9 protein-coding genes and 1 pseudogene are annotated in these 17,467 nt (G+C 58.4%); 2 read left to right on the top strand and 8 right to left on the bottom strand.

What is annotated here, in order from left to right:
- Positions 1-301 precede the first annotated feature (301 nt).
- Positions 302-1,582: pseudogene (locus ACE3PR_RS12430) on the top strand (DEAD/DEAH box helicase); the annotation flags it as partial.
- A 448-nt stretch (positions 1,583-2,030) separates the two neighbouring features.
- Here ACE3PR_RS12430 and ACE3PR_RS12435 read toward each other — a convergent pair.
- The 7 genes from ACE3PR_RS12435 to ACE3PR_RS12465 all read right to left on the bottom strand — a co-directional run bounded on the left by ACE3PR_RS12435 (position 2,031) and on the right by ACE3PR_RS12465 (position 15,283).
- Positions 2,031-5,027 carry an HD domain-containing phosphohydrolase gene (locus tag ACE3PR_RS12435; protein WP_374372304.1) on the bottom strand — a complete coding sequence of 999 codons (2,997 nt, stop codon included), beginning with the start codon at positions 5,025-5,027 and terminating at the stop codon, positions 2,031-2,033.
- 8 nt (positions 5,028-5,035) lie between these two features.
- Positions 5,036-5,881: a substrate-binding periplasmic protein gene (locus tag ACE3PR_RS12440; protein WP_374372306.1), complete on the bottom strand. Its 846-nt coding sequence runs from the start codon at positions 5,879-5,881 to the stop codon at positions 5,036-5,038.
- A 205-nt stretch (positions 5,882-6,086) separates the two neighbouring features.
- Positions 6,087-7,433, bottom strand: coding sequence for a S1C family serine protease (locus ACE3PR_RS12445; RefSeq protein ID WP_374372308.1), 1,347 nt, complete (start codon positions 7,431-7,433; stop codon positions 6,087-6,089).
- 130 nt (positions 7,434-7,563) lie between these two features.
- Positions 7,564-9,465, bottom strand: coding sequence for a propionyl-CoA synthetase (locus ACE3PR_RS12450; protein ID WP_374372310.1), 1,902 nt, complete (start codon positions 9,463-9,465; stop codon positions 7,564-7,566).
- Positions 9,466-9,632: 167 nt separating this feature from the next.
- Entirely contained in the window at positions 9,633-11,330 is a 1,698-nt protein-coding gene (gene leuA / locus ACE3PR_RS12455) for a 2-isopropylmalate synthase (protein WP_374372312.1), read from the bottom strand.
- A 410-nt stretch (positions 11,331-11,740) separates the two neighbouring features.
- The gene (locus ACE3PR_RS12460; RefSeq protein ID WP_374372315.1) at positions 11,741-14,911 is read right to left on the bottom strand and encodes a type ISP restriction/modification enzyme; all 3,171 of its coding nucleotides are present in this window, start codon (positions 14,909-14,911) and stop codon (positions 11,741-11,743) included.
- Positions 14,912-15,112: 201 nt separating this feature from the next.
- Complete coding sequence (locus ACE3PR_RS12465) at positions 15,113-15,283, bottom strand: YdcH family protein (RefSeq protein ID WP_374372317.1); 171 nt, start codon at positions 15,281-15,283, stop codon at positions 15,113-15,115.
- Between the two features lie 248 nt (positions 15,284-15,531).
- On the opposite strand from ACE3PR_RS12465, the gene ACE3PR_RS12470 reads away from it, so the two are divergent.
- Complete coding sequence (locus tag ACE3PR_RS12470; protein WP_374372320.1) at positions 15,532-16,167, top strand: UbiX family flavin prenyltransferase; 636 nt, start codon at positions 15,532-15,534, stop codon at positions 16,165-16,167.
- On the opposite strand, the gene ACE3PR_RS12475 is transcribed toward ACE3PR_RS12470, so the two are convergent.
- On the bottom strand, positions 16,164-17,333 hold the full coding sequence (locus ACE3PR_RS12475; RefSeq protein ID WP_374372322.1) for an MFS transporter: 1,170 nt from the start codon (positions 17,331-17,333) through the stop codon (positions 16,164-16,166). The two genes, ACE3PR_RS12470 and ACE3PR_RS12475, sit on opposite strands and share 4 nt — an antisense overlap.
- Positions 17,334-17,467: the final 134 nt, after the last annotated feature.

A 17,467-nucleotide genomic window follows, 5' to 3' on the forward strand; every position in this document is an offset into this window, starting at 1 on the left:
CGTCCATATACCGCATGCATTTCTCGCGACTGCGCGCTTACGCCACGAGATAGGCCGAATAGTTAACGGCTGTTTACCGGCGTCCGTCCTGAGATACAGAACCCCCTGTCATAGATTCCTGAGCGGCGCGCCTCGGGCTCGCCCGCCGGATTCCGTCCGCGCGCCCGCATTGGGTTGCGCGCATGTTTCTTAGCGGCATGACATTACACGCCCTAAGGAAACGAACTTGAATACCCAAACCATAGATACCCAGACTGCCCCGCTTGCGAAATTCGCCGACCTCAATCTGGTCGAGCCCTTGATGCAGGCGGTCACCGAATCCGGATACGTCACGCCGACGCCGATCCAGGCGCAGTCCATTCCATATCTTCTCGAAGGCCATGACCTCCTCGGTCTTGCCCAAACCGGCACCGGCAAGACGGCCGCTTTCGTGCTGCCGATGCTTCAGCGCATGATGGCGCAGCGGAAGCAACCGCAGCCGAAATCCATGCGCGCCCTGATCCTGACACCGACGCGCGAGCTTGCCGTCCAGATCAGCGACAGCATCAAGACTTATGGCCGCCACCTGCCCTTGCGCTCGACCGTCATCTTCGGCGGCGTCGGCCAGGCTCCGCAGGTCACCACCATGCGCCGCGGCATCGATTTCGTGGTCGCCACGCCGGGCCGCCTGCTTGATCTGATGAACCAGGGTCACATCACGCTCTCTTCGGTCGAGTTCTTCGTTCTCGACGAGGCAGATCGTATGCTCGACATGGGCTTCATCCGCGACATCCGCAAGATCACAGCAGCTCTGCCGGCCCGCCGTCAGACCCTGCTCTTCTCCGCCACCATGCCGAAGGACGTGTCGGAACTCGCCAACAGCCTGCTCACCAAGCCGAAGCGCGTTGAAGTGGTGCCGCAATCCACCACCGCCGAGCGTATCGACCAGCTGATCTATATGGTGCCGAAGGCCAACAAGCGCCGTCTGCTCACCGAATTGCTGCGTGCGCCGGAGGTCAGCCGCGCCATTGTCTTCACCCGCACCAAGCGCGGTGCCGACAAGGTCGCCGAGAATCTCGAACGGGACGGCCTGACCAGCGCCGCGATCCACGGCAACAAGGGCCAGAATGCGCGTCAGCATGCCCTCAACGCCTTCCGTAACGGCCAGGTCAAGGTCCTCGTCGCCACCGACATCGCCGCGCGCGGTATCGACGTCGACGGCATCAGCCATGTCGTGAACTTCGAGCTCCCGCTCGAACCGGAAAGCTATGTCCACCGGATCGGCCGCACGGCCCGTGCCGGCAATGCTGGCGTCGCCCTCAGCCTCTGCGACGGCGACGAGCGCAGTCTGCTGCGCGACATTGAAAAGATCGTCCGCATGAAGCTGCCCGTGGTCGATGATCACCCGCTGTCTGCGGGTAGCGCCGAGACAGGCGGCGACGGTGAACAGATTTCGCTCCACCGCGCGCAATCCATCCGTCAGGATCAAGAGCGCCGTGCCCCGCGCCAGCAGAATGGCCGCAATCAATCCGGACGTAACGGCCGGCGCGATGGCCAGTCTCGCGATGCGCAGGCACGCGACAGCAAGCCTCGTAGCGAGCGGTCGCAGGAACCGCGCCGTGCCCATGGCGAACAAAAAAGCCGTGATAGCAAGCCGCGCGGCGAGCGCAGCCAGGAGCCCCGCCGCGCCCATACCGAACACAAAGCGCGCGATGGCGAGGGCCGCGACCAGAACAGTCACCGCGGTCGCGATCACAAGGTGCGGGAACGCCAGCATGACGCGCGTGGCCATAACCCGCGGCCGGAACCTCGTGCCGATGAAAGCCGTTTCGAGGCGGATCTGCGCCGCGCGCAATCCAACCGCGGTGGCGAGCCCAAGTCGGAGCCGGTGCGTCAGGACAGCCAACGCCCGCGTATCGATTATCGCGCTCGTGCCGAAGGCGGCAAAGCTCAAGGGATCCCACCGCGCCAACATCGCCGCGGCTGATCTCTCCGGCTTCAAGTCGTTCAAAACCCGCCGACATGAATTGTCGGCGGGCTTTCTTTACGTGTCAGGCGGCGGGCTTGATGCTCAGCACCGCATCGATATCGGGCTCATCGATCTGGGCTGGGTCCAGAAACTTGGTTGCATAGCGCTTCCAAACGCCGTCCTTCAAGAAGAGGTCCAGAAGATCTGGATCGAGATGCTGATCCTTCTTCATGAACCCCATGATCTTGATCGCTTCGCTGAGTTTCTTCGCCTTCTTGTAGGGGCGGTCGGCGGCCGTCAGCGCCTCGAACACATCGGCAATCGCCATCATCCGGGCAACAGGCGACATTTCTTCCCGCTTCAATCTTTTCGGATAGCCGGTGCCATTCATCTTCTCGTGGTGGCCGCCGGCGATTTCCGGGACATTCCTGAGGTGCGGCGGCAACGGCAAGCTCTCCAGCATGATGATCGTCTGCATGATGTGATCGTTGATCGTAAAGCGCTCTTCTTCGGTAAGAGTTCCGCGACCGATACTGAGATTGTAGACCTCACCGCGATTCATTTTGAAGGTGGGAACATCAAGCTTGAAACCCCAGGCATTGTCGGGGCCGTAACGCTCCTTCTCTTCGCGATAGCTGATGTGATCATCGCGATCGGCCAGCAAGGGCTCATCGACGGGTAGGGTTGGCTCGGGAATCCGGTCCTTGCGACGCTTTTCTTCGTAGGAAATACCGATCCGGTCGCTCAGCGTCCGCCGCCAATGGCGCGCGGCAATGCTTTTCAAGCGCTCGATATGTGCTGGATCCATGAATTCGCCACCCTCATTGCACACGGCGATGAAGGCGAAATCATCATCCAGTTGCCTCTTCGCGGCCACCAATGTGGCCTGCAATTCCGACTCAGGTCGTCCTTCTGCGAGCCCCTGCCAATAGGCGATCTCCGCATCGCGTTTCAGCACCTCGAAGCGCATGCGGATTTCGTGGATGCGATCATAGATCGTTTCCAGTTTGGTCGCCTTGTCGACCACATATTCCGGGGTCGTGACCTTGCCGCAATCATGCAGCCAGGAACCGATATCTACCGCCTCCCATTCTTCGTCGCTCAGCTTGAACTCGGCGAACGGCCCGCTCTGTTGCCGGCAGGCGGATTCGGCCAGCATCCGCGTGAGGGCAGGCACACGCGCACAATGGCCGCCAGTATAGGTCGATTTTGCATCAATGGCCCCGGCGATCAATTTGATCAGCGCATTCATCAGGTCTTTCTGCGCCTGCAGAAGCAATTTGTTCTCGATGGTGATGCCGGCACTCGCACTGACGGCACGCACAAGCTCCATCAAGCGGGCACCGATCTTCCAGTGTTTTTCGCCCTGGTGGATAGCGTTGATGAGAAGAATGGCTCCAAGAACCCCCTGACTGCGGTTGACCAGCGGAATGACGACCAGCGCCATCCGGATCGCTTCCTCATGCTCAACGAGTTCCCGTAAACCAAGCACATCGAGTTCATCATAATCCAAGCGTCGTTCAATGAGCTTGATCTCTTTCTCACGCAACACCTCAGCGATCTCGGTCTGAATACCGGTTCCCTGCAGGGGAATCGCGTGAAGATGAATTTGAGAAATATCCATCTTGTCGCCCCGCCAACGCACGACTTCCGGCACCAGGCGTCGATCTTCTTCATCCAGCAGAAAGACGGCGCCGCCATCGCATTCGACCAAATCGATCGACTCGCGCAACACACGGTCGAGCAACGGCTGCACTTCCCGCTCCACCGTCAGGGCATGCCCGATTTCCAGGAACCGGCGAATGGTTCCTTTCATCATATCCAGTGATCCACCGAGATCTGCCACTTCCGAGACGATCGTCCTGATTTTGGCATCGCGGCTGAAATCGAAGGCGGCAATCGCTTTGGTTTCCTTCGCCAAGCGATTCAGTGGCTTTACCAACTGCCGCGAGGCCAGCCAGCTAATGGGTATGAAAAGCAGAAAAATAATGCCGGCAATGATCATCTGGCGGAGAACTACTTCCCGCGCACCGGCGAACAGTTCGTCATTCGGAATCGCCGAAACCAGAGTCAACATGTCTGTTCCCTGGATGGGAATTCTCTGAAAACTCACGCGCCAGACTCTGCCGTCCGCCTCCACTTCGACGCTCGCTTCCAATCCGCCGAGATATGAGCTCGCGGCGCGCAATACCGGCACATCCATCTCATCCAGTGAAACAAGCCGCAAGGAACCGTCCTGCCGCGGCTTTGTCATCTTGTCGGTATCGTGATAGCCGACAATCTGGCCGCCCGGACCCAACAGAACCAGCTCCGTTGACGGTGTCGTGCGCAGGCCAGAGATTTCCGTGGCGATGGAGGCAAGCGTAATGTCGATGCCAGCGACGACGGCACCGTTGGCAGATTGCAGTGCCATGGTGGCGCCGACAGATTTGGTGGTGAAGAAGACATAGGGCTCGGTAAAGATGTAGCCCTTTGTCTTCTCCGCCATACGGTACCACGGGCGCACGCGGGGATCGTAACGATAATCCGGCATGAATTGCACGTCGATCAGCTGGCGATTGGGGTCATAGAAGCGAAACTCGCCTGCCATCGCCCCCACCGCATCCAGCGAAACCGATTGCACCAGCAGAAAAGCGTTGTCAGGCGCCTTCAATTTTTCGCGCACGGCCCGATCACGTAAGGGGCGAAACAGGATGAACTCGCCACTGGGGTAGCCGACATAGAGTGCATCAGTGATCTGGTCGCTTTCCAGCGCATCGAAAACCAGCGGCAATTCGTCAAGGCGGCGAGACACATTGTCCGCCGAGGCAAGGGCACTATGCGACAGAAGGGTCAGTTGGTTGCGTGCCGGGGCGAGGACGCGCTGGACTTTCTCGGCGATGGCTTCGCGAATATACCGGCTGCTTTCGTCGGAGGCGGCAAGCAGCATGGTCTGCGAGCCGCGATAACCCGACCAGGTAAAAATCCCGACTAACAATGCCAGAAGTGCGGTCGCGCCAATTGCCGCCAGCACGTGAAGCGGGAGCGTGAACGGACGGCTTCCCCCAGAATTCCTTGCTTTATTGTCCGGCTCGTTCATGAATCTGATCACCTTGTCATGATCGAATTGGCAAGTCGCGGCGGCAGGTGTCGGCCGATCACTTCACGGATCGTGCCATCGAGCAACAGCTTCTCGACCATCCTCATCCAATTGTCCGCCTGCGGCCCGGAAAACCTTGCCCGGGAAAGCGCAAAACCGCTCTGCTGCGCCTCCGCTTTTGACGTGTCGAGAACTTCGAATGACGCCTGCCGCTCCATTTCAGAGACATAGTAGAAGTAGTGAATCGATGGAGCGAGAACCAACTCCACGGCGCCGCTGCGCAGGAGCTCGAACAGAATTGCGGGGCTGGTTGCCGCAACAATACGGTCGTCACCGAGCGTGCTCTGCAGGCGAAAATCGAAATAGCTGCCATAGAGAAAGCCGTCGATCAGCCCGATTGTTCCGGATCGTTGGGCAAGGAACGCGTCCAGAGATTGTGATCTATCCGGGCCATCGCGGCGTATGATCGCCAAGTTAGGAACGTTCACATAGGTAACAAAGCGGGCCAGTTTCGCACGCTCTTTGGTCCAGATACTGCCTGGCACGACGTCAATGTCACCCTTGCTCATCGCAAACCAGACATCTTCGCGAGGTAGCTCTACCAGTTCGAAGGTACATCCCGTATAGGCGGAGATCACATCGAACAGATCAACCGTCACGCCTTTGCCCTGAGCGTACCAGGCGCCGAATTCATAAACGCCGATTCTGATGGGTGTGGTGCAGCCGTAATCCCGCCCCGGCTCCAGCGCCGTCGCAGCACCGGCATATGTACAGATCATCAGTCCCGCGACGGCCATGCGGATGCTTGATATCCGAGCTGTGAGCCAGCGAAGCTGCTCTGTCATCATCTGCATTGCAAGGTTCGGCGCCCACGAATAAATAGCCGCTCATCCATCAATCCAGCGAAGAAGATTGGTGGATGATCGAAGCCAGAAATTCGCGACAGCCCATTGCCCTGCTGACGCTTCTCGTTATTAACCTAACACAACTAAGGGTTTCTGCCGAGAGGCCATTGCGCGAAAAACTATATCGCGCTCGGTACATTCTCGTGTGGGCGGCCTATTCCCGACGAATGCTTAGGAATCGTAGCGCATCTGCAATCGGAATGAAGAAATTGATGCCGATCGAATGGTCCGTCCCGTCGGTCAGGACAGATTGCGACAGGCCGATCACATTGCCTTGGGCGTCCAGAAGCGGTCCGCCACTGCTGCCGGGATGGATTGATACATCCGCCTGAATCAGCTCCAAGCCCTGTGGATCGCGCTGGAGCTGGCTGACGATGCCTCTGGTTACCGTGCCGGCAAGGCTTTCATCGAGCGGTGAGCCGATGGCATAGACTTCCTCAGCGAGGTTCGGCAGGGAGAGCCGCAACGGAAGGGGTGGAAAGGCGCCCTGCTCCACCTGCAGCAAAGCCACGTCCCGCCCCGCTTCGCGCCGGAGGGTGGTTGCGTAAATCTCGCGGCCGTCGATCAGCAGAATCTTGTGGCGCGCGCCCTTGCCGACCACATGTTCGTTGGTCAGAATCAATTCCGGCGTTACGAAGAAACCCGACCCCTGCCCAGTGCCGCTACGGACCGTCACCACCGCGGCCTGGATGTGACTCATATTGGCGGCCACGCCACCCTCGAAAGCGGAGACACGCGGAATCAGGATCGGCGGCTGAGGCGCAAATACGTCGACGGTCGCAGCTTTCTTCTGAACGGATGACTTGGTCAGCAACACGGCATGAAAGTTCCGATCTGCCGCGAGATTGGCCGCCGCGGCAGCCACGCCCCGAATCAGCAATTCGACCTCGCCGTCCGGAACTCCCGTTTCCAAAATGGCCGATCCGCTTGAGCGGGTTTCCAGAACCACCTTGCGTTCCAAAGTCGAAAACACCTGCCACGTCACGTCCATCGAGACCTTGCCGCTCTGCGTCCCTCGCCTGCGATGGGTCCAGTAATCATACTCGTCGCAGACCTCCATCAGGACATGATCCACGCGGCCACCAATCAGGTATTCCGCTTGCTGGGCACCGGCTGACATGGCCGCAAAGAGTTGGTTCGGATCGCCAACGACATTGTATCCCGCCCGGAGCAGTTCCTTGCCAAAGGCGGCATCAAGATCGTCATCCTTGATGACCGCACGCCCCATCCACCAATTTATGGGATCTGGCGGTAGCGTGCTGCCGGCGCAAGTCGTGCCCATGTTTCCGCGATAGGTACCGATCTGTTGGCCGCGTTCCAGATTGAAGACGATACGGTCCAGTTCAATCGGTGCCAGTGTATCGCCGGCTTTGGCAACACTGGGCAACTGAGCCACTGGCACGACATTCGTCCCGCTGCAGCCCGCGACAATCAGCAGCAGACACGACAAGGACAGAACAACACTCGACCGCGCCAGCCGCGCGGTTGCGGACAGATTCATGCATTCCCCCAGAGACGGATCGCCCATGTGCCGGCAGCACCAAGAGTGCCGCCTGGAACAGGATGGCAACCTTAAGGGGAAATGTAAATAGGTATAGCGACTTTTACGGTATCAGGTTTTTTTTACGGTATCAGGTTTTCTTGGCGAAGCCGATATCGTGCAAGGCGTCCTCGATCTCGCCCAGAATGGCCGGATCGTCGATCGTGGCCGGCATCGCATAATCCTTGCCGTCGGCGATCTTCTGCATGGTTCCGCGCAGGATCTTGCCGGACCGGGTCTTGGGCAGGCGGTCCACCACGGTGGCGCTCTTGAAGGCCGCCACCGGCCCGATCTTGTCCCGCACCAGCTGCACCACTTCCGAGACCACCTTGTCACTGGGCTTGGCGACGCCAGCCTTCAGGACCAGGAAGCCCAACGGCACCTGCCCCTTGAGGTCGTCATGGGCGCCGATGACGGCACATTCGGCGACATCGGGATGGCTCGCCAGCACTTCTTCCATGCCACCGGTCGAGAGGCGATGGCCCGCCACGTTGATGATGTCATCGGTGCGCGCCATGATCGAGACATAGCCGTCTTCGTCAATGAAGCCTGCATCCGAGGTCTGATAGTAACCGGGAAAGGTATTCATATAGCTCTTGAGATAGCGCTCTTGCGCATTCCACAAGGTCGGGAAAGCGCCCGGCGGCATCGGCAGTTTGCAGACGATGTTGCCGATCTCGCCCGGCTTTGCCGGATGGCCGTCATCCCCCAGGACCCGCACATCCCAACCTGGGGCGGCACGCGTGGGCGAGCCGTGCTTCACCGGCAGAAGCTCGATGCCCAGGCAATTGGCGGCGATCGCCCAGCCGGTTTCCGTCTGCCACCAGTGATCGATCACGGGAACCTTGAGCTGCGCTTCGGCCCATTCCAGCGTCGCCGGGTCAGAGCGCTCTCCGGCCAGGAACAGCGCGCGCAAGGAACTGATGTCGTACTTCTTGATGAGCTCGCCATGGGGATCGTCGCGCTTGATCGCCCGGAAGGCTGTGGGCGCTGTGAACAAGGTCGCCACCTTGTGCTCCGAAATCACGCGCCAGAAGGCCCCGGCATCCGGCGTCCCCACCGGCTTCCCTTCGTAAACAACCGTGGTGCAGCCATAAAGCAGCGGCGCATAGACGATATAGGAATGCCCCACCACCCAACCCACATCCGAGGCCGACCAGTAAACCTCGCCCGGTTTCATGTTGTAGATATTGCGCATGGTCCAGTGCAGCGCCACGGCATGGCCGCCATTGTCACGGACGACCCCTTTCGGCTGCCCTGTCGTGCCGGAGGTATAGAGGATATAGAGCGGATCCGTCGCAGCGACCGGCACACAGCCATGGGGTGCCGCATTCGCTTCGGCTTCCGCCCAATCGACATCCCGTCCGGAGATCAGGCGCGCCTGCTCCATCGGTCGCTGCAGGATGATACAATGCGCCGGCTTGTGGGTGGCAAGATCGATCGCCGCATCGAGCAGCGGCTTGTAGGCGATCACACGCGAGATCTCGATGCCGCAGGAAGCGCTGACCACGACCTTCGGCTTGCAATCGTCGATGCGGGTGGCCAATTCCTTGGCGGCGAAGCCGCCGAACACGACCGAATGGATGGCACCTAGCCTTGCGCTTGCCAGCATCGCGATCAGGGCTTCGGGTACCATCGGCATGTAGATGATGACCCGGTCGCCCTTGGTGACGCCAAGCCCGGCAAGGGCGCCGGCAAAGCGTGCGACCCGGTCGGTCAGCTCACGATAGGTGATCTTGCGGATCGTTTGCGTGACAGGGCTGTCATGGATGATTGCGACCTGATCGCCCCGGCCGCTGGCCACATGCCGGTCCAGGCAGTTATAGGCGGTATTGATCTCGGCACCCTGAAACCAGCGATAGAAGGGCGGGTTGCGGTCATCGAGGACGCGTTCCCAGCCCTTGACCCAGTCGATGCCCTCGGCCGCCTTCGCCCAGAATGTTTCCTTGTCGTCGATCGACTGGCGGTAAATGGTCTCAAAAACGCCTGACATGATCTGCCGTCTCCCAACCTGATCCTGCTGGCCGCTTCGGCGGCTCTCACCATTTCCACACAAATAGCAGGTTCAATATTGTGCGGTCGAGGCGTCTTATCGTCGCAAAATAAAAAGGCCGCCTGAGCGTCAGCCCAGGCGGCCCAAAAATCAGGCAATTTAACCCGTCAGGCCGCGAGTTCGCGCACCTTGCCTGCCGCCACCCGGTTGGTGGCACTGATGATCGCCTTCAGCGAGGCCGTGACGATGTTGGAATCCTTGCCGACGCCATAGACCGAACGGCCGTCCGGCAATTGCGTCTCAAGATAGGCCACCGCATTGGCGTCATTGCCGACGCCGACCGAATGCTCGCGGTAATCCACAACCTTGAGCTGGATGCCGGAATGCCGCCGCAGGGCATCCATGAAAGCATCGATCGGGCCGTTGCCTCGGCCTGAAATCGTGACTTCCTTGCCGTTTTCGCGGACGATCGCCGTCAGATTGCGGATCTCGCTGGCATGGGAATCCGACAGGGTCTGATGGTTGACGAAGGCATAGGGCTGTTCCAATGACAGGTATTCGTCGTTGAAGGCCTGCCAGATCTGACTCGCGGTAATCTCCTTACCGGTCTTGTCGGCGGCGTCCTGCACGACCTGGCTGAACTCCATCTGCAGGCGCCGCGGCAATTGCAGGCCGTAATCGGTCTCCAGCACATAGGCGACGCCGCCCTTCCCCGACTGGCTGTTGATGCGGATCACCGCTTCGTAGGACCGGCCGACATCGGCGGGGTCGATCGGCAGATAGGGAACCGCCCATTCGCCGCTATTGGACTGCTTCATCGCGGCGAAGCCCTTCTTGATCGCATCCTGGTGCGATCCGGAAAAGGCCGTGAAGACGAGGTCCCCGCCATAGGGATGGCGTGGGTGTACCGGCAATTGATTGCAGTACTCGGCGGTACGGACCAGTTCGTTGATATCCGAAAAATCAATTTTAGGATCAATGCCCTGGGTAAACAAATTGAGACCCAAGGTGACGAGATCGACATTGCCCGTGCGCTCGCCATTGCCGAACAGGGTGCCTTCGATGCGGTCGGCGCCGGCCAGAACACCCAGTTCCGCAGCGGCAACGCCAGTGCCCCGATCGTTATGGGGATGCAGCGATATGATCGCCGCCTCGCGCCGGGTCATGTTGCGGCAGAAATACTCGATCTGGTCGGCATAGATGTTGGGCGTCGACATCTCGACGGTTGCCGGCAAATTGAGGATGCAGCGCTTCGCCTTGGTCGGCTGCCAGACATCCATCACCGCCTCGCAGACCTCGATCGCGTAATCGATCTCGGTACCGGTGAAGCTCTCCGGGCTGTACTCAAAGGTGAAATCGGTATTGCCCGGCTGTTTCGCGGCCATGTCGCGTACAAGCGTGGCGCCATGAACGGCGATCTCCTTGATACCCTTCATGTCCTGGTTGAACACCACCCGCCGCTGCAGGGTCGAGGTCGAGTTGTAGACATGGACGATCGCCCGCTTGGCGCCGAGCAACGCCTCATAGGTCCGGGCGATGAGGTGGTCGCGCGCCTGGGTCAGCACCTGGATGCTGACATCGTCCGGAATATGGCCACCCTCGATCAGCTCACGGCAGAAATCGAAATCGGTCTGGCTGGCCGAGGGGAAACCGATCTCGATTTCCTTGTAGCCCATCTTCACCAGTGTCCGGAACATGCGGAGCTTCCGCTCCGGCCCCATCGGCTCGATGAGGGCCTGGTTGCCGTCCCGGAGATCCACAGAGCACCAAATCGGCGCCTCGGTGATGACCCGCCCCGGCCATTGTCGGTCGGGCAGCGGGATCGGCTGAAACGGTTTGTACTTGGTCGCGGGATCGATACGCATGACGGGTATTCCTCGAATAGGTCATTGGGGTCATTGATGAAGCGACTATTCGCGCCGCCGCCGGTCTCCCCGTCCTGGTCCACGCTCTCAAGCGGGCCGGGGGAGGTCGCGATGCTACCGACGGCGGAAGCTAAGCGAGGAAAGGCTCGCGCGCGGCTTCCAACGGACCCCTAACACACTGTCGCTTATGACGATTTTCCGGATCATCGGCAATCCCTGACGGGTAGGTTCACAATTCTGGCAGAAGGGCAAAAGCCCACGCGGCCGGCGCGATTCAGCACGCCGGGGCGGTAAGTCGAAGCGAAAGGGCCAGAATTTGCGTCAGGTTGCTCATGGCAAAACCTTAACCAGCCACCGGCGGGCGGGTCAAGTGGCAATAAAACTGCTTCAAAGCGCCAAATCGAGCCGCCTCAGCCGGCTGGATCCCCGAAAGCGGCCAGATATGCAGCGTCGATCCTTTCCATCTGCGCGATGGTAAAGGCGAGAACGTTCACCATGTTTTCAACATTGTTGATTTCGTCCAGGGATAGCATGCGTCCCTTACGATATTTGAGGTACTTGTCGATCACCTGATAGCCGCCGATATGGAAATCCCAGACCTCGGCCGGGACCGGGGCGAAATGCTGACGGTCGTTGATATAGACCGCCTGCTCAGCCGCGACATAGCGCGGCTTCTCCACCTGGTTGTCACCCTTGCCACGATAGACACCGAGCTTCAACGCCGGAACGTCGCGCAGCAGATGTTTCTGCACCAGATCCCATCCGAGCTTTGACAGTGTATCGAAGTGGGTCCTCTTTTGCGGGAATGGAATTCGCGGAAAGTCGCCACGAAGAAACTCGGCGAAACGAGCTCGGTAACTCGGTGCATGAAGAACACCATAAATGTAACCGAATAGCTCCTCTGGAGCATAATTGTGCTCGTACCTATTGTTCAACCACTCCCGGAAAGCAGGAGAAACATTCTCTACCCGATCGAAGTCTCCGAAGGGATCCGCATCTCCAAACAGATCCGCCCGTGGCCTGCGCACACCTTCAGGGGAGCGGTGAAGATAAAGGGGAAACAAATATCCCCGCTCCTTAGTACGATTGGAGACAACGCAGTCATCCGTAGGTTGAAGCGCCACAAACACATGAAGCCATTCATTTGAAGCAAGCTGGCGGCAAGTCAAAAGTCCGACGTTGTCAAACATCATATGGCGCATGACCCGTTCGCGCCTATGAACGGCGACATTTGAATCCCAAATCGTCCACCGTCCATCAAACGGTCGATAAGTTATCGGTTTTGCCAGCGCCTCGACATCTAATTTCGCCAGCGCTTGCTTCGCATTCAGATAGTTCCATTGACTCTGCGAGCACAGCCGAAAAATCTGGCGAGCCTCAGATTCCGATGCAGTAGCAAGAAGCAACCGAACTTTTTCTACAGCCTCGTCACGCGAAAATGAGATGGCAAATTGATCGTGAGTAGTGACCAAGCTAGGTGCAGGGTCGCCATTTCTCGAGAATATTTCCGATACTGCCCAATTCTTCTCGTACTCAGAGGCCAATTCGATATTGCGAGGTATGAATAGGTAACTGGGTGAACTTGGCGACAAATCCGTCCACCTCACCTTGGCTATACTAGACTCGGCGCAAGATACATATTTTTCTAGTCTCGATCCCCATACATCCGAATGTAAAACTGCCTTTCCAAGGTCTTTCTTTTTGATGAAAAGAGAAATTGAAACGCCTTGCTCAATATCAAATACGTTTTGATCTTCGTCACCATCTGGTGATTGTTTCTTCTTCGCGCTACCATGCAAATCAAGCACGTAAATTTGATCAAAGGTATCCAACAAAGATTTCCTCATTCCTCTAAAAGTCGGATTATCCAACCAGGAATGATTAGTAATTATGCCAACGACCCCCTCTTCCACTACATCCATCTTCATTTGCGCGAAGCGGATGAATTTAACATAGTCGTCCTGCAACCACTTGCCCTGCCCTGGCTTAGAGAGTTCTGGAAATCCCTCTCGATAAGCTTCAATTGAGGCCGTAATCCATTCCCCTTTATTCTTTGAATGCCCGGAATAGGGAGGGTTACCAGTAATAACCAGAATGGGCTTGTCCTTCACCGCTTGTGCTTCAGCGGTCTCTGCGGACAATTCTGGCAGCAAGAGATTCCTCTGTGGCTCGATTGGCTCCAGGGTGTTGGTCAAGAATACCTGTAATCGCTCGTCGCCGGTCAGGGGGTGATCCTTGTCGGCCAGATATTGGCTGAGCTTCAAATGGGCGATGGTATAGGGCGCAAGAAGGTATTCGAAACCATAGATGTTTTTAAGGATATGCTCTCGCACCAGCGTGCTAGCCTTGGCGGAATCGGCCCCACCGGTATTCTCGAAGATTCTTTCCAGAACCTCGACCAGAAAAGTCCCAGTACCGCAGGCGAAGTCCAGCACTGTTACCCGCTTGTGATCGGCGAGGCCGGTCTTGATCCCGAATGTTTCCTTCAAAATGTCGTCGACAGCACGGACAATGAAATTGACGATGGGTGGCGGGGTGTAATAGACGCCCCGTGCTTTCTTCATCTTGGCATCATATTTGCCCAGGAAATCTTCATAGAAATAGATGAAGGGATCGCGCTCAAACAGGCGGTGCTCCTCCTCGTCTCGAGCACGAACCTTCCGGGTGGTGGCCTTGCGGTTCCGGAAAGATAGGTCCTTGTGAATGGCGGCTAGGTCGAGGCCATTGACGATCGACAGAACCTCGTCGACCACCCAGCGGATCTCGGCATAGTCACTGCCTTGTAGATCTTCAACAAACTGAACCAATTCCCGGATGAGCGCGAAGGAGCCGGGTACGAATTGTCGCGCATTGGTAAGCGTTACCGGCTCTTTCCCAGAATTGAGCCGGGCCAAGAACAACCCATAGGCCAGCATCTGCGCGAAGGCGTCGGCGAATTCTGACAGCTCCAGTTCATGGAACACCTGCGCCTTGAACACCTGATAGAGCCCATAGAGTCGACCTTCGCGGTGCACCTTCTCCTGACGGTGGAGTTCTTGATCCATAAAATCGCGCAACAACTGGCTCCGCGTGGCAAGGGCCAAGGCCAGATCGTGTGCCCGGCCGATACCCTGCGGCGGGCTGGAGAAAAAACCTTTGAGGATCGCGCCGACCGCTTCGACCTTGTCGTCACGCAGTTTGTAACGGTGATTCTCGACATCGCTGGCAAAACAAAGCGTTTCACGGCCGCGAACACCCTTGTCGTCGAGCCAGACGAATTGCAGGTAGTCCGTCAGCAGGATGTTGCTGGAAAGGGAGCGATATTTCTTGATTTGCTCCGACTTGATGACCTGATCGAGATTCTCGCCGATCGCCTTGTTCTCGACATAGCCGAGGATTGAGCCCTTCTTGCTGACCTTGAAATCCGGTGCACCCTTGGCTGCGATGCGCTTAGGCTCATGCTGCACCGCAACTCCAGGACCCGACAAGCTCGCAAACTCCCCTAGCAAAGCCTCTAAGGCCGACCGGTCGGTATGCTCGGTTTTGCTATCGAGAGCGGTTTTGCGCAGGGCGGTCAGATACCGCTCGAAGATCGATTTCATGAGATTCCAGATGCCAAATCACGTCTGTTGTCTAGATTAACTACGATTCTTAACCCACTCCAGCGGTTATTCGACGCCTGAATCGCTACCAATAGTGATAATTGATACTAACAATATGATATAAAAAATAAAATAACCGCCGGAGGGTCCGCTTGGACCCTGCGACGGCGGTTATCTATCTGTGATAAGGATAAAGGGTCTTCAGTGGACCCGTTCGAGGGAAGCCAGTTCGTCTTTGATTCGGAGTTTCTGCTTCTTCAGTTCGTGGAGCGCGGCCTCATCCGGGTGGGGTCGCCGTTCTTCATCGGCAATCTTCGCGTCCAGATCGGCATGCTTTGACTTGAGCGAATTCGCGTGCGCAGTCGTCGCCATATCCTTCTCCCTCATCGTTGCAGAACTCGGATTTGCGTTGATCCTGATCTCTCTTTGCTGGTTCCCTGTAGATGCGAATGCTAACGCCAATCCTGTTCCTAAGTAAATGAGGCAGTGAGCCGCGAGGTTCAAGGTTAGGCGGCAAAAATGCCCAAATTGATGAAGCGACCCTGACCAAAGATTCCCACATCCTTCGCTCCACGAGTCATCTAGTCTCATCACCATCCTCAGCACCGCACGACAAGCCAATGGCAAAGCAAAAGAATTCCCCAAAAACAAGCTCACGGGCAGGCACGACTCACCCGCCGGCCCGGCTCATCATCGGCATCACCGGTGCCTCGGGCATCATCTATGGCATCCGCCTTTTAGAATTGCTCAAAGGCACGATGATCGAGACTCATCTGGTGATGTCGCGCTCGGCCGAAGTGACGCTCGCTTACGAGACCAGCCACAAGGTGGCCGCTGTGAAAGCGCTTGCCGATTACTGCCACGCCAACGAGGATCTAGCCGCACCCATTTCCTCGGGATCGTTCCTGACGCTCGGCATGATCGTGGCCCCCTGCTCTGCCAAGTCTCTCGCCGAGATCGCGAGCGGCGTCACGCCGACGCTGATCGCGCGCGCGGCCGATGTCGTGCTGAAAGAACGCCGGCGCCTCGTCCTGATGCTGCGCGAAACGCCGCTGCATCTGGGCCACATCCGCAACATGGCGAGTGTCACCGAAATGGGCGGCATCATCGCGCCGCCGGTGCCGGCCATGTACGCCCAGCCGCAATCGATCGGCGAGATGGTGGATCAGAGCCTCGGGCGCGTGCTCGACCTCTTCGGCCTGCATCTCGACCAGGTCACGCGCTGGGACAAGAATGCGAAGAAGCGCGGCCGCTAGAATTCCTTGCGGCGCAGCGCAACGAGAAGCGTGAAACTGGCCGCCACCAGCAGCGCCACCAGCATCAGCCCATGCGGGTTCCACAGGTCGATCGCAACACCCGCCAGAGGTGGCGCGGCGATATTGGCGAAAGTGTAGACCATGACGAAGCCGGCATTGATCACCACCAGATAGCCGCCGGAGAACCGCCGCCCCATCGACACCAGTGCCACGGAATAGGTGCCCCAGACGCATCCGCCCCAGACAAAGGCCACGATAGCCAGCAGAAACGGAAAGGCGGACAAACCCAGCAGAATGATGGTCGGTGCCAGAATGCATGCGCCGCCGCAGCCCAGCAGAACCGGCAGGGGCCCGACGCGATCCGCCAGCCAACCGATCGGAAACTGGAGGATGACATTGCCGGCGATGAAGATGCTGAGCAGCATCAGGGCGAAATCCGCATCCAGTCCGGCCCGCAATCCCCAGATCGGCAGGAAGCTGAAGAAGGCGGCATCGAGGGCGCCGGAGACGAAAGCCGCCGACAACAAGGCTGGCAGTGCCAGGAATACGCCGCGCAAATTGGCGCCACCGCTATCTTCCAAATCCGGCGCCCGGCGCCGCAGCGCATAAATGATGATCAGCGACAGAACCTGCAGCAGAATGAACAGCGGCAGCGGCGAGATGTCGATGACCGCCGCCCAATGCAGCAAGATGGGTCCTGCCGCGAAACCGGCCGCCATGATGGCGGCATAGATCGCCACGGCCCGGCCGCGATTGCGGTCCGTCGCCGCCACGTTGATCCAGGTTTCCGTGACGACCCAGGGCACGCTGCCAGCGAGGCCGCTCACAAAACGCAGGATGAGCCATAAAGCGACGGAATCCGAGACGGCCAGAGGAACGAGGGTCACGACCGCGATCAATGTGCACCAGACCATGGCATTGCCGCTGCCAAAACGCCGCACGATGCGCTGCGTGAACGGGGCCATCAGCAAGACGCCCAGCGGATGCGCGGCCGCCACCAGCCCGATCACGGTGGCATCGACGCCGCGCGCCTCCATGTCCAGCGCCATCCAGGGGACGAGGCCGCCGAATGAAACGCTGAAGGCGAAAATGCTGGCATAGAGGCCGAGCAAGGCGAGGTGGCGCTGCCGGGGAGTGGGTCCCGATGCGACCAGATCGTGATTCATGGTGGGCCCCAAACGTCAATCCGCGCTCAAGCTCCGATGGCCCACGCGCCGCAGCCAACTTACCGGAACTGTATACACCCGCCTAGAGCCATCACCATTGTGATATTTATTGGCCTTAATCAAGGGAATTCCTA

Origin of the sequence: Dongia sp. (assembly GCF_041909655.1) — a bacterium.
GTDB lineage: Bacteria > Pseudomonadota > Alphaproteobacteria > Dongiales > Dongiaceae > Dongia.